Origin of the sequence: Streptomyces sp. RerS4 (assembly GCF_023515955.1) — a bacterium.
Taxonomy (GTDB): Bacteria; Actinomycetota; Actinomycetes; order Streptomycetales; family Streptomycetaceae; genus Streptomyces.
In genome coordinates this window covers 2,315,461-2,330,691 of sequence record NZ_CP097322.1, presented here as the reverse complement: position 1 = coordinate 2,330,691, position 15,231 = coordinate 2,315,461, and the positions used below count along the sequence as shown (strand labels likewise).

At 73.4% G+C, this 15,231-nt stretch carries 16 protein-coding genes and 1 pseudogene; 8 read left to right on the top strand and 9 right to left on the bottom strand.

The window, feature by feature from the left end:
* Window positions 1–129: 129 nt before the first annotated feature.
* On the top strand, window positions 130–963 hold the full coding sequence (gene ddaH / locus M4D82_RS10675) for a dimethylargininase (RefSeq protein ID WP_249765819.1): 834 nt from the start codon (window positions 130–132) through the stop codon (window positions 961–963).
* Here the strand turns inward: ddaH and M4D82_RS10670 are convergent.
* The gene (locus M4D82_RS10670; protein ID WP_249765818.1) at window positions 960–1,973 is read right to left on the bottom strand and encodes a small ribosomal subunit Rsm22 family protein; all 1,014 of its coding nucleotides are present in this window, start codon (window positions 1,971–1,973) and stop codon (window positions 960–962) included. The genes ddaH and M4D82_RS10670 overlap by 4 nt on opposite strands.
* A gap of 227 nt (window positions 1,974–2,200) precedes the next feature.
* Complete coding sequence (locus tag M4D82_RS10665; RefSeq protein WP_249765817.1) at window positions 2,201–3,520, bottom strand: multidrug effflux MFS transporter; 1,320 nt, start codon at window positions 3,518–3,520, stop codon at window positions 2,201–2,203.
* A 106-nt stretch (window positions 3,521–3,626) separates the two neighbouring features.
* On the opposite strand from M4D82_RS10665, the gene M4D82_RS10660 reads away from it, so the two are divergent.
* The gene (locus M4D82_RS10660; protein WP_249765816.1) at window positions 3,627–4,388 is read left to right on the top strand and encodes an SDR family oxidoreductase; all 762 of its coding nucleotides are present in this window, start codon (window positions 3,627–3,629) and stop codon (window positions 4,386–4,388) included.
* 126 nt (window positions 4,389–4,514) lie between these two features.
* Here M4D82_RS10660 and M4D82_RS34575 read toward each other — a convergent pair.
* The 4 genes and pseudogenes from M4D82_RS34575 to M4D82_RS10640 all read right to left on the bottom strand — a co-directional run.
* Window positions 4,515–4,571: pseudogene (locus M4D82_RS34575) on the bottom strand (hypothetical protein); the annotation flags it as partial.
* A 7-nt stretch (window positions 4,572–4,578) separates the two neighbouring features.
* The gene (locus M4D82_RS10650) at window positions 4,579–5,418 is read right to left on the bottom strand and encodes a heme ABC transporter ATP-binding protein (protein WP_249771676.1); all 840 of its coding nucleotides are present in this window, start codon (window positions 5,416–5,418) and stop codon (window positions 4,579–4,581) included.
* A 29-nt stretch (window positions 5,419–5,447) separates the two neighbouring features.
* Window positions 5,448–6,590 (bottom strand): FecCD family ABC transporter permease, encoded by a 1,143-nt coding sequence (locus M4D82_RS10645; protein WP_502988901.1) that lies wholly within the window; start codon window positions 6,588–6,590, stop codon window positions 5,448–5,450.
* Between the two features lies 1 nt (window position 6,591).
* Window positions 6,592–7,614, bottom strand: a complete 1,023-nt coding sequence (locus tag M4D82_RS10640; RefSeq protein WP_249765815.1) for a heme/hemin ABC transporter substrate-binding protein — start codon at window positions 7,612–7,614, stop codon at window positions 6,592–6,594.
* Between the two features lie 167 nt (window positions 7,615–7,781).
* Here M4D82_RS10640 and M4D82_RS10635 point away from each other — a divergent pair, with 167 nt between their 5' ends.
* The 3 genes from M4D82_RS10635 to M4D82_RS10625 all read left to right on the top strand — a co-directional run bounded on the left by M4D82_RS10635 (window position 7,782) and on the right by M4D82_RS10625 (window position 11,489).
* The gene (locus tag M4D82_RS10635; RefSeq protein ID WP_249765814.1) at window positions 7,782–9,215 is read left to right on the top strand and encodes an HtaA domain-containing protein; all 1,434 of its coding nucleotides are present in this window, start codon (window positions 7,782–7,784) and stop codon (window positions 9,213–9,215) included.
* Between the two features lie 73 nt (window positions 9,216–9,288).
* Window positions 9,289–10,752 (top strand): HtaA domain-containing protein, encoded by a 1,464-nt coding sequence (locus tag M4D82_RS10630; protein WP_249765813.1) that lies wholly within the window; start codon window positions 9,289–9,291, stop codon window positions 10,750–10,752.
* An 86-nt stretch (window positions 10,753–10,838) separates the two neighbouring features.
* Window positions 10,839–11,489 carry a PhzF family phenazine biosynthesis protein gene (locus M4D82_RS10625; RefSeq protein ID WP_249765812.1) on the top strand — a complete coding sequence of 217 codons (651 nt, stop codon included), beginning with the start codon at window positions 10,839–10,841 and terminating at the stop codon, window positions 11,487–11,489.
* Here the strand turns inward: M4D82_RS10625 and M4D82_RS10620 are convergent.
* Together M4D82_RS10620 and map are read right to left on the bottom strand one after the other, a co-directional pair.
* Window positions 11,479–12,126: a biliverdin-producing heme oxygenase gene (locus M4D82_RS10620; protein ID WP_249765811.1), complete on the bottom strand. Its 648-nt coding sequence runs from the start codon at window positions 12,124–12,126 to the stop codon at window positions 11,479–11,481. The two genes, M4D82_RS10625 and M4D82_RS10620, sit on opposite strands and share 11 nt — an antisense overlap.
* A 138-nt stretch (window positions 12,127–12,264) precedes the next feature.
* Window positions 12,265–13,122, bottom strand: a complete 858-nt coding sequence (gene map / locus M4D82_RS10615) for a type I methionyl aminopeptidase (RefSeq protein WP_249765810.1) — start codon at window positions 13,120–13,122, stop codon at window positions 12,265–12,267.
* Between the two features lie 72 nt (window positions 13,123–13,194).
* Between map and M4D82_RS10610 the strand changes: the two genes are divergently transcribed.
* Window positions 13,195–13,434 (top strand): hypothetical protein, encoded by a 240-nt coding sequence (locus M4D82_RS10610; RefSeq protein WP_249765809.1) that lies wholly within the window; start codon window positions 13,195–13,197, stop codon window positions 13,432–13,434.
* Between the two features lie 40 nt (window positions 13,435–13,474).
* Here M4D82_RS10610 and M4D82_RS10605 read toward each other — a convergent pair whose 3' ends face one another.
* The gene (locus M4D82_RS10605) at window positions 13,475–14,080 is read right to left on the bottom strand and encodes a hypothetical protein (RefSeq protein ID WP_249765808.1); all 606 of its coding nucleotides are present in this window, start codon (window positions 14,078–14,080) and stop codon (window positions 13,475–13,477) included.
* 117 nt (window positions 14,081–14,197) lie between these two features.
* Here M4D82_RS10605 and npdG point away from each other — a divergent pair, with 117 nt between their 5' ends.
* A complete protein-coding gene (gene npdG / locus M4D82_RS10600) occupies window positions 14,198–14,905 on the top strand; it encodes an NADPH-dependent F420 reductase (protein ID WP_249765807.1) in 708 nt (235 codons plus the stop codon).
* Between the two features lie 127 nt (window positions 14,906–15,032).
* Window positions 15,033–15,215 carry a hypothetical protein gene (locus M4D82_RS10595; protein ID WP_249765806.1) on the top strand — a complete coding sequence of 61 codons (183 nt, stop codon included), beginning with the start codon at window positions 15,033–15,035 and terminating at the stop codon, window positions 15,213–15,215.
* The last annotated feature ends 16 nt before the right edge of the window (window positions 15,216–15,231 follow it).

Genomic DNA, 15,231 nt, shown 5'->3' with positions numbered 1-15,231 from the left:
GACGTATCGTCTTCCAGCCATTCCCCAAACCACCCGATCAGTTCACTGCGCGGTCAGGTCCCAGGAGGGACGATTCTCTTCACATCGTCGTGATGTCGTAGGAGTCACGAGAGTCGTGAGGAGCTTTCTTTGCGCAGAGACGCCACACCCCGGCGCTACCTGATGTGCCCACCCGCACACTTCAAGGTCACGTACTCCATCAACCCGTGGATGGACCCCACGAAACCGGTGGACCTGCCCCTCGCACACGCCCAGTGGGAAGACCTGCGGGACCGCTACCGCGCCCTCGGTCACACCGTCGAGACCCTCGTCCCCGATCCCGGGCTGCCCGACATGGTCTTCGCCGCGAACGGCGCCCTCGTCGTCGACGGCAAGGTCCTCGGCGCCCGCTTCGCCTACCCGGAACGGTCCGCCGAGGCGGAGATCCACCTCGACTGGTTCCGGGCGCACGGCTTCACGGAGATCCACGAGCCCTCGCACATCAACGAGGGCGAGGGGGACTTCGCCGTCACGGCCACCTACATCCTGGCGGGGCGCGGTTTCCGCTCCAGCCCGCTCTCCCACGACGAGGCCCAGGAGTTCTTCGGACGCCCCGTCATCGGCCTGGACCTGGTGGACCCGCGCTTCTACCACCTGGACACGGCGCTGTGCGTGCTCGACGGCGACGAGATCATGTACCACCCCGAGGCCTTCTCGGCGGGCAGCCGGGCCGTCCTGCGCCGGCTCTTCCCGGACGCCCTGCTCGTGGACGCGGCGGACGCGGCCGCCTTCGGGCTCAACTCCGTCTGCGACGGCCGGCACGTGGTGATGCCCCAGGCCGCGACCGGACTGCTCGCCCCGCTGCGCGAGCGGGGGTTCGAGCCGGTGCCGATGGACCTGGGCGAGCTGCTCAAGGGCGGCGGCAGCGTGAAGTGCTGCACGCAGGAACTGCGCCCGGCGCCGCCTGACCGGGCCGCGTCTTAACCGCGTGAGGCCGGGGGCCACTCCTGGCCCCAGTCGGCGTCCCGGGCCGCCTTGTAGAGGTCGCCGTGGCGCTTCGTCACGGTGGCCCGGGACAGGCCCGCGCCGGGGCCCTCCTCGGGACCGCACAGGTCGAGCAGGACGAGCCCCTTGCGGATCTGCGGCCTGCGCGTGATCCGGGAGGGGACCGGCGTGACCGGGAAGCGGCTCGCGGCGACGTAGCTGAACTTCTCGTCCTCGTACGGCAGCGAACCGCCCTTGACCTGCCGGTGCAGGGAGGAGCGGCTGACCCGCGCCGAGAAGTGGCACCAGTCCTGACCGACCTCGATGGGGCAGGTCCCGTCGTGCGGGCACGGCGCGGCGACCTTCAGCCCGGCTTCGATCAGCTGCTCGCGCGCCTCGCGGATGCGCAGGTACCCCTCGGGCGTGCCCGGCTCGATCAGCACCACCGCCCGACCCGCGCGGGCCGCCTCGGCGACGACGGCCCGGCGGGCCTCGGGCGTCAGCTCGCCCAGTACGTACGAGACCGTCACCAGGTCGGCGTCGGGCAGCGTCAGCCCGGAGCCGATGACGGCCCGCCGCCATTCCGCCGCGCGGAGCACGGGGGAGGGGGAGGCCTGCGCGAGCTCCTTGCCGAGCTGGAGCGCCGGCTCGGCCCAGTCGAGGACGGTGGTCTCGCGGGGGCCGTCCCAGGTGGCGTCCACCGCCCAGGTCGCGGAGCCGGTCCCGCCGCCGACGTCCACGTGCGAGGCGGGCGCCCACTGCGGGGCCGCCTCCGCGAGCCCGTCCAGGGCGGACCGGACGGCCTCGAAGGTGGCGGGCATCCGGTACGCCGCGTACGCCGCCACGTCGGAGCGGTCGCGCAGCACGGGCGCGTCGGTCGGGGTCTGCCCCCGGTAGTTGGCGATGAGCCGCTCGACGGCGGCCGTCGCCTGCCGTTGCGGGAGCCCGTCGAGCAGGCGGGCGAGGGCGCTGCGGAGGGTCTCGGCGGTGGTGGGGGCGGAGGCGTTCACCTGCCGAGTTTACGGCCCCGGGCTCCGCCGGGGCTTCCCCGGGCTTCCCGGGGCTCCGCCCCGGACCCCGCGCCGCAAACGCCGGCGGGGCCGCAATCGGCTGACGCCGGCGAAATCAGCCCCGGCAGCGGCGGCGCGCGTGCGGTCCAGGGGGTGTCTTTCGGATCAGGCCGGATCAGGGCGCGGTGCCGACCACGGCGAGCCCGGCCTGATCCGAAAGACACCCCCTAGGCGGCGGGCTCGCGGGTCTGCCAAGGGCGGCACATCAGCACGAAGCAGGCCACCGACAGCAGTGAGCAGGTCAGCTGGACCAGCGCCATCGGCACCGCCGTGTCCTCGCCCGCGATGCCGACCAGCGGGGAGGCGATCGCCCCGACCAGGAAGGAGGACGTGCCCAGCAGCGCGGACGCCGATCCGGCGGCGTGCGGGGTGCGCATGAGCGCCTGCGCGTTGGTGTTCGGCAGGACCAGACCCATCGCCGACATCAGGACGAACAGCGCGGCGGCGATCGGGACCAGCCCGACCTCGCCGAAGACCCCGGTGGACATCAGCAGCAGGGCCACCGAGGCGACGGTGATCACCGCGAGACCGGTGGCCAGGGCCTTGTCCAGGCTGACGCGGCCGACGAGCAGCTTGCCGTTGATCTGGCCGACGGCGATGAGCCCGACGGAGTTGAGGCCGAACAGCAGGCTGAAGGCCTGCGGGGAGGCCCCGTAGATCTCCTGCACGACGAAGGGGGAGGCGGAGATGTAGGAGAAGAGGACGGCGAAGGCGAAGCCGCCCGCCAGGGTGTAGCCGGCGAACACCCGGTCGCCGAGCAGGCCGCGCATGGTCCGCAGGGCCGCGCCGACGCCGCCGGTGTGGCGCCGCTCGGGCGGCAGGGTCTCGCCGAGGCTGCGCCAGGCCACCAGGGTCAGCGCGAGGCCGACGGCGGTGAGGACCAGGAACACGCCGCGCCAGTCGGAGAAGCGCAGCACCTGGCCGCCGATGAGCGGGGCGATGATCGGCGCGCTCCCGGAGATCAACATCAGCGTGGAGAAGAAGCGGGCCATCTCGACGCCGTCGTACAGGTCGCGGACGACGGCGCGCGCGATCACTATCGCGGCCGCGCCCGCCAGGCCCTGGAGCAGCCGGAAGGCGATCAGCAGCTCGGCGGTCGGGGCGAGGGCGCAGAGGGCGGTGGCGAGGACGTAGACCACCATGCCCGCGAGCAGGGGCCGGCGGCGGCCCCACTTGTCGCTCATCGGGCCGATGACCAGCTGGCCGAGCGCCATGCCGGCGAGGCAGGCCGTCAGGGTGAGCTGGATCGTGGCGGCCGGGCTGCGCAGGGCGGAGGTGACCTGCGGCAGGGCCGGCAGGTACATGTCCATGGAGAGGGGTGGGAGGGCCGTCAGGCCGCCCAGGACGAAGGTGACGAGCAGTCCGGTACGGCGTGCGGCCTTCAGGGGGGTGGCGGGGGCCTCGGCGGTGGCCTCGGCTGGGGCGGAGTGGGGCGGTTCGGGCGACGGTCCGTGCTCGCGGGCCGCCCAGGGGCCTCTCTCCGACATCCGGGACTCCTCTTTTCCTACGGTCATACGACCCCTGACCCGACCATGCTCTCAGCTGTCGGACGCTCCGGGGCCGGATGTCCGGTGTGACGTACTCTGCGGCCCCATGGACGCACCGCGGAAGAAGATCGCTGTAGTGACCGGCGCCGGCTCCGGGATCGGCCGGTCCGTGGCCCTCGCCCTGGCCGGAGCCGGCTGGTCGGTGGCCCTCGCCGGACGCCGGACCGGACCCCTGGAGGAGACGGCCGCGGCGGCCCCCGAAGGCGCGGACGTGCTGCCCGTACGGGCCGACGTGAGCGATCCGGAGGACGTGGCCGCGCTGTTCGAGGCCGTACGGGAGCGCCACGGGCGCCTCGACCTGCTCTTCAACAACGCCGGCACCTTCGGCCCCGCCGGTGTCGCGCTGGAGGACATCACCCCCGAGGCGTGGCGTCAGGTCGTCGACGTCAACCTGACCGGCGCCTTCCTCTGCGCGCAGGCGGCCTTCCGGGTGATGAAGGCCCAGGAACCACAGGGCGGCCGCATCATCAACAACGGCTCCATCTCGGCGCACGTGCCCCGCCCGAACTCCATCGCCTACACCGCGACCAAGCACGCCATGACCGGCCTGACCAAGTCGCTGTCGCTCGACGGGCGCCCGTACCGGATCGCCTGCGGGCAGATCGACATCGGCAACGCGGCCACCGAGATGACCGAGCGCATGCGGACCGGCATCCTCCAGGCCAACGGGCAGCTGGCCGTCGAGCCGGTCATGGACGCCGCCGACGTGGCCCGGACCGTGCTGCACATGGCGGAACTGCCGCTGGAGGCGAACGTTCAGTTCGCCACCGTCATGGCGACCGCCATGCCCTACATCGGACGCGGCTGAACGGAGCCCCGTCCGCCTGCTGACGTACCCCGAGGCCGCCGTGCCCGAAGCGGCGGCCGCGCAGGTCGCCGCCCTGGGCAGTGAGGTGCGGTCCCAGGTCTCGATGTGCATCCGGATGCCCCGGGCCACCAGGTACGAGCCACCGGTCAGCCAGCCGCTGCCGTCACCGGCGCCGACCCACACGGGCCCGTCACGGACCCTCCGCGAGCGCCGTCCCCCGCAGCGGGATGACCAGCGGGGCCCCGGTGCGGGGATGGGGGAGCACCTCCACGGGCTGCCGGTAGACGCGGCTGAGCAGCCCGTCCTCGAAGACCTCCGACGGCGGCCCGGCCACCGCGATCCGGCCGTCGTGCAGGACGGCGGCCCGGTCGGCGTACGCCGCCGCCAGCCCCAGGTCGTGCAGGACGACCACCACCGCGTCGCCCGCCGCCGCCCGCTCCCGGCAGATCCGCAACACCAACTCCTGGTGCCGCAGGTCCAGCGCCGCCGTCGGCTCGTCGAGCAGCAACAGCGGCGCCCGCTGGGCCAGTACGCGGGCCAGCGCGACGCGGGCGCGCTCGCCCCCGGAGAGGGCCGAGAACGGCCGCTCGGCGAAAGGGGTGACCTCGGTGGCGGCCATCGCGTCGGCCACCGCCTCCTCGTCCTGCTCCGCGAGCGGGGTGCCGGCCCAGGGCGCGCGGCCCATCCCGACGACGTCGGCGACGCGGAACGGGAAGGACAGGGCGGCCGACTGCGGGAGCACGGCGCGGCGCAGGGCCAGTTCGGGGGCCGACCAGGCGCCGACGGGCCGCCCGTCGATCCGTACGGCGCCGGCGGCGGCCGGCAGGTCGGCGGCGAGCGCGGCGAGCAGGGTGGACTTCCCGGCGCCGTTCGGGCCGACCAGGGCCAGGACCTCGCCCGCGCGGGCGCTCAGGTCGATGCCGGCGAGCACCGCGCGCTCCCCGAGCCGCACGTGCAGGCCGTCGGCCTCGGCGACGGCGGCCCCGGGGGCGGGACGGGCGGGCACGGTCCGGCCGCCCCGACGGCGCAGCGCGGACCACGCGGACCACAGGGGGGTGCTCACGCCCAACCTCCTTGTCTGCGGCGGGTGCGGCGCAGCAGCCAGAAGAAGAACGGGCTGCCGATCAGGGCGGTCAGCACACCGAGCGGCAGCTCGGCGGGCTGGGCGATCGTCCGGGCGGCGAGGTCGCCCGCCATCAGCACCACCGCCCCGGCGAGGGCGCTGGCCGGCACCAGGAAGCGGTGCCCCGGCCCGTTCGCCATCCGCAGCAGGTGCGGCACCAGCAGGCCGACGAAGGTGATGACCCCGGCTACGGCGACGGCCGCCGCCGTCAGCAGCGCCACGACCAGGATCAGGGCCAGCCGCAGCCGCTCCACGTCGATGCCGAGGTGGCGGGCCGGGCGCTCGCCGAGCGCGAGGAGGTCCAGCCGGCGCCCGTAGAAGGGGGCGACGCACAACCCGACCAGCGCGCACGGGAGGACGGCCAGCACCTTCGGCCAGGTGGCCTGGGCGAGGGAGCCGAGCTGCCAGAAGGTGATCTGGTTGACCTGCCCACTGTCGGCGAAGAAGACGAACAGGCCGATCAGGGCGCCCGCGAAGGCGTTGACGGCGATGCCCGTGAGGATGAGGGTGACGACCTCGGTCTTCCCGCCGTTGCGCGAGAGCAGGTAGACGCAGGTGACGGTGATCAGACCCGCGACGAAGGCGCAGGCGGTGATCGTCCAGTTGCCGAGGAAGCTCAGGCCCAGCCCGATGGCGGCGACCGCGCCGACGGCGGCACCCGCCGAGATGCCGATGACGCCCGGCTCGGCGAGCGGGTTGCCGAAGACCCCCTGCATCAGCGCGCCCGCGCAACCGAGGGAGGCGCCGACCAACAGGGCGAGCACGACCCGGGGGAGGCGTACGTTCCACAGCACGCTCTCCCCGACCCGGTCGAGCGGAGCGCCGCCGAGGCCCAGCCGGTGCAGGGCGGAGGCGAGGACGTCGCCGGTCGGGATGTGGTAGGCGCCGACGCCGGCGGAGAGCAGGGCGAGCAGGCACAGGGCGGCCACCAGCGCCGCACCGATCAGCAGCGCCCGGCGGCCGCGCGGCTTCCCGGGCGCCGGGCGAAGACCGGCCCCGCCGGCGGCCGGCCGCACCGGCGGGGCCGCCGGGGCTTCGGCGGTGCCACCGTCCGCCACGGATTCGTGGGGCAGGGTCACGTCAGGCGCCCTTGCCGTGGAGCTGCGCCACGAGCGAGGCGAGCACCTGGTCGGTGCGGGGCCCGTAGTTGAGCAGGACCCCGTCGTCCACGGTCACCACCCGACGGTCCATCCCGGCCGGGGTCTGGGCCACGCCCGGGATCTTGACCAATCCGTCGACGCCGCCCACCGATTCGAGCCCCTTGGTCATGACGAGGATCGCGTCCGGAGCGGCGGCGGCCAGCGCCTCGCTCGTGATCGGCGTGAAGTCCTTGCCGAGCCCGGACTCCTTGCCCGTGTCGATCGCGCCCGCCGCCTCCAGCAGCGAGGCCGCGCCCGAGTCGGAGCCGCCCAGCAGGTAGACGGAGGCCGTGCCGCGCAGGTAGAGGAAGGCCACCCGGGGCTTCTTCGCGGAGTCGGCGGGGGCGCCCCGGCGGGCGGCGGCGATCCGGTCGGCGGTGCGCTGGTTGAGCTGCGTACCGGCCTCCTTGACGCCCAGCGCGGCGGCCACCGCGTCGATCCGCTTCGGGACGTCGTCCAGTGCCTTGGCGGGGGCGACGACCAGGACCGGGATCCCGGCGTCGCGGATCTGCCGGATCGCCTCGGCCGGTCCGGTGGTGGTCTCGGCCAGGACGAGGGTCGGCCGCAGCGAGAGCACGCTCTCGGCGGAGACGTCGTGTCCACGTGTCACCACCGGCAGGGACGCGGCCTGTTCGAAGGTGGCGGTGATGTCGCGGGCGACGACCCGCGCACCGAGGCCGAGGGTCTGGACGATCTCGTTCAGGCTGCCCGTCAGCGGCACGATCCGTTCCGCCGAGGCGACGGTGACCTGCGCGCCGTCGGCCGAGGGCACGGTCACGGGGAGCGCGGGCAGCGGCGTGCCGGCGAGGGGCTCGATCCGGTCCGCGGCGCTGCCGGCGGGTCGGGTGGGGGAGCCCGCGGGAGCGTTCGCGTTCCCGCAGCCGGTCGCGCCGAGTGCGAGTGCCAGTGCCGCCACGGCAACGACCAGGCGGGGGAAGCGGGTTGACGTGGCGGGCGTGGGCAACGAAGGCACCGTCCTGGTCGACCGGCCGGGGCCGGCGGGGGTGGGGTGAGGTTGTGCCGACGCGGGGGTTCCCGTTCGACTTTCGATAGCTTAGGTTAGCCTAACCTTGCTCACCAGGCCTGGGAAGGGACCAGACCGTGGGAGGGCCCGACCGTGGAGGGGACTTCATGTCCGCAAGACCCGCCCGTGCGTTCGCCGTCGCCCTGTTGGCGGCCCTGCTCGGGGCGCTGCTGCCGGCCTCCACCGCTCACGCGGCGGGCCGTACCGTGCAGGGTGGTCGACTGGACTGGGGAATCAAATCGTCCTTCCAGAGTTATGTCACGGGTCCTGTCGCGAAAGGCTCTTTCCAGCTGAAGGCCGGCGCCGCCACCGTCGGCGGCAGCCTGTTCCGCTTCCACTCGGCGAACGGCTCCTACGCCCCCGACACCGGCGAGTTCTCCGCCTCCTTCAGCGGCGGCGTCAGCTTCCAGGGCCACCGGAAGCCCGACGGGGTCAACGAACTGGACATGACCGTCAGTCGACCCACCGTCAAGATCTCCGGCGGACGCGGCACCCTCTACGTGGACGTGTCCAGCAAGGCCAAGGACACCGGAGCGGTCAGCAGCGAGTCCCAGGTGCCCTTCGCCACGCTCGGCCTGGGCGGCATCGAGATGAGGGGTGCGGGCAGCCCGTTCGTCCTCACCAACGTCCCGGCCACCCTCACCGAACAGGGCGCCAAGGCCTTCGCCGGCTACTACGCCGCCGGCGCGCAACTCGACCCCGTCTCCCTGTCGGCCGACGTCAAGGACCCGGTGGCCGCGCCGCCTTCGACGGCCCCCGCCACGACGCCCGCCCCCGGGGGCCAGACCCCGCAGGCCGAGGGCGCCTTCGCCGACGCCGCCGTCGACTGGGGGGTGCGCCGCACCTTCCGCGAGTACGTCACCGGCTCCGTCGGCCAGGGCAAGTGGACCCTCGCCGAAGGCGCCCAGGACGGCGGCGCGCTGTTCCGCTTCCCGCAGGGCAAGGGCACCTACGACGGCCGGAAAGGCACGCTCGACGCCGCGTTCGCCGGGACCGTCCGCTTCACCGGCGCCCATCTGGACCTGACGCTCGCCAAGGTCACCGTCAAGGTCGAGAACGGCAGGGGTGTGCTCACCGCCGACGTCACCAACGGCTCCGAGGGGACGAAGAGCGCCGTGCCGCTCGTCGCGTTCGACGCCAAGGCGCTGAAGACCGAGGGCACGCTCGTCACGCTGACCGAAGCCCCGGCCACCCTCACCGAGGGCGGCGCGCAGGCCTTCAACTCCATGTACAAGGCCGGCACCGAGATGGACCCCGTCTCGCTCGCCGTCGCCCTGGACGGCGCGGCGCGGCTCCCGGCCCTGCCGAACCTCGGCTCCACCGCGTCCCCGGCCCCCGCCCCCGCCTCCCCGGCCGCGTCGCCGTCCGGCGCCGCCGTGGCCGCGCCCGCCGCCTCGGCGGGGGAGTCCTCGAACGTCGGGCTCTACGTCGCCCTCGGCGCGGCCGTGCTGCTGGCGGCCGGCGGGGTCGGCTTCGTGGCCCTGCGCAAGCGCCGTACGGCGACGGCCGCGGGTTCGGACTCCGGCGCCTCGGGCTCGTAGGCCCCGTCCCTCCCCTCCCCCCTCCCCCCTCCCTCCTCCTCTCCTCCCTCCCCGGTCTTCCAGGAGTTCTCCCATGTCCTCGCCCGTCCGTCGTCCGGCCGTCCTCGCGGCCGCCGTCCTCACCGCCGCCACCCTCGGCACCGCCGCGTTCGTCCTGCCCGCCACGGCCGTGGGTGCCTGGCCGGCCGCCGGGGCGCCGGCCGCGGCCCCCGTCCCGGTCCTGAGCGGCACCCTCGACTGGGGCGTCCTGGCGAGCCTGCGCGCGTACGTCAAGGGCATCGGCACGATCACCGCGCAGGACGGCGCCACCGAGGTCCCCGGCGGTTTCCGCTTCGGCGAGGCGACGGGCCAGTACGACGCGGCCGGCGGGCACGTCGTGACGGCGGCCTTCAAGGGCGCGGTCGTCTTCGACGGCACCAGGCACGGGTTCGTCGTCAAGATGGAGAACTTCCGCATCAGCACGGCCACGAAGAAGCTGACGGCCGACGTCACCAGGAACGGCACGCTGAAGCCCAACGTGCCGCTGGCGGACGTGGCCTTCGCCGGGATGAACATGAAGGACCTGACGACCACCCTCACCCCCGAGTTCGCCGCGCTGTTCGACCGCGACGCGTACGCGGGTCAGCCGGGCGACAAGCTGACGGTGGACCTGAAGTTCCCGGAGCGGCCCTCCCCGTCCACCTCCCCGTCCCCGTCCACCTCCGCGTCGACGTCCACGTCCCCCTCTCCTTCCCCTTCCTCTTCCACTTCCTCTTCACCCTCCGCGTCGGCGTCGACCTCCGCGGCCCCCTCGCCCGGCGGGAGCGGCGCCCCCGCCGACGGCCCGCAGAAGATCCTCAACGGCAAGCTCACCTGGGGCGTCAAGGAGTCCTTCCGCGCGTACGTCGGGGAGAAGGGCATCACCGCGAGCGGTGGCGCCGTCAAGGACGGCGCCACCTACGCCTTCGCCTTCGGCGCGGGCGAGCTGGACGTCAGGAACCAGAAGTTGAACGCCTCGTTCCAGGGCTCCCTGCGCTTCCGGTTCACCCTCCACGGCCTCGACCTGACCTTCGAGAACATCCGCGTCGCCGGCGCCGGCAAGACCGGCACGCTGACCCTGGACGTGAAGACGCCGGCGGGCACCCGCAAGGACGTCCCCTTCGCCACGCTCGACCTGTCGAAGACCGACTACAAGACCAAGGGCGGCCTGCTGGCCCTGACCGGCGTCCCCGCGTACTTCACCGAGCAGGGTTCCACCGTGTTCGCCAACGACAACGCCGTCCTCGACCAGTACAAGCCGGGCAAGCCGATGGACCCGCTCGACTTGTCGGTCGCCGTGGACAAGGACGTCACCCTGCCCACCACGGGCGGCGCCACCGGCGGCACCGGGACGACCGGCGGCACCGGGACGACCGGCGGCGGCGGTACGGGCGGCAGCGCGGGCGGCGGCTCCGCCGGCGGCGCCGGCACGGCCGGGGCGGCGCGGCGGCGGGCGGCAACCTGGCCGCCACGGGCGCCGAGCTCCCGGCCGGCGCCCTGCTCGGCGCCTCCGGCGTGATCGTGGCCGCCGGCGCGGGCGCGGTGTACGCCGCCCGCCGACGCCGGGTCTGACCGTGCCCGCGGTGACCGTGTTTGAATGCCCGCGTGAACGATCTCGATGTGCTCAAGGTCTTCTGCGCGGGTGACGGCCGGTACGGCAACCTGCTCGGAGTCGTCCGCGACGGCCGCACCTGCCCGGACGACGCGTCCCGGCAGGCGCTGGCCGCCGAACTCGGCTACAGCGAGACGGTCTTCGTCGACGACCCCGAGCGCGGGGTCGTCGACATCCGTACGCCCGGCACGCGCATGTCCTTCGCCGGGCACCCGCTCGTCGGTGTCGCCTGGCTGCTCGACATCGAGGAACTCCAGCCCCCGGCCGGTTCCGTCTGGGCCCGCGACGACGGGGAGTTCACCTGGATCACGGCCCGCCCGGAATGGGTCACCGAGAAGCGCACCCACCGGTACGCGTCCGTCGCCGAGGTCGACGCGCTGCCCGCCCCGCCGCCCGGCGAGGGCTGGCTGTACGCCTGGGCCTGGGAGGACGAGGCCGCCGGACGCGTCCGCGCCCGGGGCTTCCCCCGCCGCCCCGACGGGATCGTCGCCGAGGACGAGGCGACCGGTTCGGCGGCGATCCTGCTGACGGCGCAGCTGAACCGCGCCCTCAACATCACCCAGGGCGCGGGCTCCCAGATCCTCACCGCCCCGAACCCGGACGGCACCGTCGAGATCGGCGGCCGCGTCCGCTTCATGCGCTGAGCGGGAACTCCTCGCCCAACTCGCGGAAGACCGCGCCGTTGAAGTCGAAGGCGCGCTTGCACTCGTCGATGATGCGCTGCTTCTCCAGGTCGTCGGCGGCGATCGCGTCGAGCAGCTCGCGGTAGGTCCGCTTGAAGGCGGCCGGATTGACGATGTCCTCGAAGACGTAGAACCGCACGCCGTCGCCCTTGCGGGCGAAGCCCCAGGTCCGCTCCGCCTTGTCGCGGATGATCTGGCCGCCGGAGAGGTCGCCCAGGTAGCGGGTGTAGTGGTGGGCGACGTATCCGCCCGGCCAGGACGCCGCGCACTCGGCGACGCGCTCCGCGTACGCCCGCGTCGCGGGCAGGGCGGTGAGGGAGGTGCGCCAGTCGGGCCCGCGCAGGTGTTCGAGGTCCCGCTCGATCGCGGCGACGCGCATCAGCTCGGGCCGGATGAAGGGGCCCGCCACGGGGTCCTCGCGCAGGGCGTCGGCCCCGTCCTCCAGGGCCCGGTAGACGAACCAGAGCTGCTCGGTGTAGCGGGCGTAGGCCTCGACCCCCAGGCGCCCGCCGAGCAGGTCGCTCATGAACGTAGAGGTCTCGGCTTCGGTGTGCTGCTCGTGCGAGGCGACACGGATGACCGTGGAGAACGCGTCCAAGGCGGACCTCCGGAGGAAGGGGAGTCGGCGTGGCGACACTGCCGCCACGACCGATCTTCCTACTTAGGCATACCTAAGTCAATGTGTTCCCGACGTCTTGTCGGTAAAAAACGGTCCCGCCCCACCGGCGGTACGGGTTCACGGCAGGGTGAGGATCTCCGCTCCGCTGTCGGTCACCACGAGGGTGTGCTCGAACTGCGCGGTCCGCTTGCGGTCCTTCGTGACGACCGTCCAGCCGTCGTCCCACATGTCGTACTCGTGGGTGCCCAGCGTGAGCATCGGCTCGATCGTGAACGTCATCCCGGGCTCGATCACGGTGGTCGCGTGCGGGCTGTCGTAGTGCGGGATGATCAGGCCGGAGTGGAAGGACGAGTTGATCCCGTGCCCGGTGAAGTCCCGGACGACGCCGTAACCGAACCGCTTCGCGTACGACTCGATGACGCGGCCGATCACGTTGATCTGTCGGCCCGGCTTGACCGCCTTGATGGCCCGGTTCAGCGCCTCGCGGGTGCGCTCGACCAGCAGGCGCGACTCCTCGTCCACGTCACCGCACAGGTAGGTGGCGTTGTTGTCGCCGTGCACGCCGCCGATGTACGCGGTCACGTCGAGGTTCACGATGTCGCCGTCCTTCAGGACGGTCGAGTCGGGGATCCCGTGGCAGATGACCTCGTTGAGCGAGGAACACAGGGACTTCGGGAAGCCCCGGTAGCCCAGCGTCGACGGGTAGGCGCCGTGGTCGCACATGTACTCGTGCGCGACCCGGTCCAGCTCGTCGGTGGTCACCCCCGGAGCGATGAGCTTGGCGGCCTCTTCCATCGCCTGGGCGGCGATCCGGCCGGCGATGCGCATCGCCTCGATGGTCTCGGCCGACTGCACCTCCGGTCCGGTGTACGGGGTGGGCGCGGGCTTGCCCACGTACTCGGGACGGCGGATGTTTCCGGGAACGGAACGGGCGGGAGAAAGCTCGCCTGGTACGAGCAGCGACTGGCCAGACATGCAAGCGAGTGTATCGACCGGGGATGGGGCAGCATGGCGGCAGAGAGTGGTATCGAGAGGAGCCCGAGGACGATGGCCCTGTTCAAGAAGCGCCAGGTGGGCAAACCCGGCGAGTGGTACTACTGCCTGGTGCACAGGAAGGTCGAAGAGGGCCCCGAGTGTCCGGCGAAGGACCGTTTCGGCCCCTACGCGACGCCCGAGGAGGCCGCCCACGCCATGGAGACGGCCGAGGAACGCAACCTCGAATGGCAGAACGACCCCAAGTGGAACGACAAGTCCCGCGAGGAAGACGAGGGCACGGGCGCGGCGTAGGGGGTGTCCGGCCGAGGTGCGGGGTCGGCCGCCGGCGCGGCTACCAGCGGTCGGCCGGCGGGGCGGTCAGCTGGTCCGCCAGCCGTGCCAGCCGGTCCCGGAACCGCCCCCGACCCCGCCGCACCGGCGGCGTGTTCTCCCCGGCGGCCGCGCTGACCAGGTGCTGCACCGTGTCGAGGTCCAGTTCGGCGGTGGCCTGCGGCGCCGACAGCGCGTCGTGCGCGAGCGCCCCCAGTTCCGGGTCCCCGCCGTCCAGGGACAGTACGGTCGCCCCCGCCCGGCGGGCGTCGTGCACCCGCTCCAGCAGCCCCGGGCCGGGCTCTTCGGGGGCCACCACCAGCAGCGTGTGCCCGCGCCGGGCCGCCGCCAGCCGGCTCAGCCCCACCGCCAGGTGCGCGGGCGCGCCGGGCCGCACGTGGTGGCGTACCAGCGTCGGCGCCAGCTCCGGCAGTCCCGACCAGGCCGCCTCGTCCACCAGGTGCGCCGCCAGGTGCCAGGGCTCGTAGGCCTCGGTGCCCACCAGCAGCAGGTTGCCCCCGGCCGGCGCCACCGACCGCCGCAGCACCCCGGCGAAGCGCCGCGCCTCACCCGGCCACCGCGTACCGGCCAGCACCTCCCGCAACAGCGCGACTCTCACGGCGTCCATGGCGGCATCCTGCCGCATACCGGGCGACCGGTGGGCGTCCCGCGCGCGGTCGCCCGCCCCGCCGGCTCTTCGACGCCGCCCTTCGACCCTGAGCTACCCGGCAGTACCCTCGCCCCCATGACTTCTTCGGACAGCAAGACCCAGAAGCCCCCGGCCAAGGACCCCTGGGACCTCCCCGACGTCTCGGGCCTGGTCGTCGGCGTCCTCGGCGGCACCGGCGACCAGGGCCGCGGCCTCGCCTACCGCCTCGCTCGCGCCGGCCAGAAGGTGATCATCGGCTCCCGCGCCGCCGACCGGGCCGAGGCCGCCGCCCGGGAACTGGGTCTCGGTGTGGAGGGAGCCGACAACGCCGAGTGCGCCCGGCGCAGCGACATCGTGATCATCGCCGTGCCGTGGGAGGGCCACGCCAAGACCCTCGAAGCGCTGCGCGAGGACCTCGCGGGCAAGCTCGTCGTGGACTGCGTCAACCCGCTCGGCTTCGACAAGCAGGGCGCCTACGCCCTCCGGGTCGAGGAGGGCAGCGCCGCCCAGCAGGCCGCCGCACTGCTCCCGGACTCGCGCGTCACCGCCGCCTTCCACCACCTCTCGGCCGTCCTCCTCCAGGACGAGTCCGTCGAGGAGATCGACACCGACGTCATGGTCCTCGGCGAATCCCGCGCCGACACCGACCTCGTCCAGGCCCTCGCCGCCCGCATCCCCGGCATGCGGGGCGTCTTCGCGGGCCGCCTGCGCAACGCCCATCAGGTCGAGGCGATGGTCGCCAACCTGATCTCCACGAACCGCCGCTACAAGGCCCACGCGGGCGTCCGCCTCACGGACGTCTGACCGGGCCGCGGTCGGCCCGCGCGTCCCGACCCGCGCGTCCCGGTGCGCCCCGGGCCGGGACGACGCGGGGCATGGGGGACACTGGAGGGGCTCGACCCCGTCTTGTGTTGCCGAGGAGCTGTTCGGGATGCCCCGCCTTGCCGTGTTCGCCCTTGTCGTCTGCGCTCTCGCCGTGGCCGCGGCCGTGATCGCCTTCGTGGAGGGAAGCTTCCTCGGGATCGTGTGGGTGCTGCTGGCCGGGCTGACGTCCAACATGGCCTGGTACTACATCCGCAAGGAGAAGGCCCGCAAGGGCCGCACGACCGCCTGACGCGCAGACGCGCAGA

Bases quoted from the DNA above. Each gene is read 5' to 3' on its own strand.
- M4D82_RS10595 (WP_249765806.1), top strand. From the start codon at position 15,033: ATGCCCCGCCTTGCCGTGTTCGCCCTTGTCGTCTGCGCTCTCGCCGTG.
- map (WP_249765810.1), bottom strand. From the start codon at position 13,122: ATGTCTGGCCAGTCGCTGCTCGTACCAGGCGAGCTTTCTCCCGCCCGT.
- M4D82_RS10665 (WP_249765817.1), bottom strand. From the start codon at position 3,520: ATGTCGGAGAGAGGCCCCTGGGCGGCCCGCGAGCACGGACCGTCGCCC.
- M4D82_RS10630 (WP_249765813.1), top strand. From the start codon at position 9,289: ATGTCCTCGCCCGTCCGTCGTCCGGCCGTCCTCGCGGCCGCCGTCCTC.
- M4D82_RS10605 (WP_249765808.1), bottom strand. From the start codon at position 14,080: ATGGACGCCGTGAGAGTCGCGCTGTTGCGGGAGGTGCTGGCCGGTACG.
- M4D82_RS10610 (WP_249765809.1), top strand. From the start codon at position 13,195: ATGGCCCTGTTCAAGAAGCGCCAGGTGGGCAAACCCGGCGAGTGGTAC.
- M4D82_RS10660 (WP_249765816.1), top strand. From the start codon at position 3,627: ATGGACGCACCGCGGAAGAAGATCGCTGTAGTGACCGGCGCCGGCTCC.
- M4D82_RS10635 (WP_249765814.1), top strand. From the start codon at position 7,782: ATGTCCGCAAGACCCGCCCGTGCGTTCGCCGTCGCCCTGTTGGCGGCC.
- npdG (WP_249765807.1), top strand. From the start codon at position 14,198: ATGACTTCTTCGGACAGCAAGACCCAGAAGCCCCCGGCCAAGGACCCC.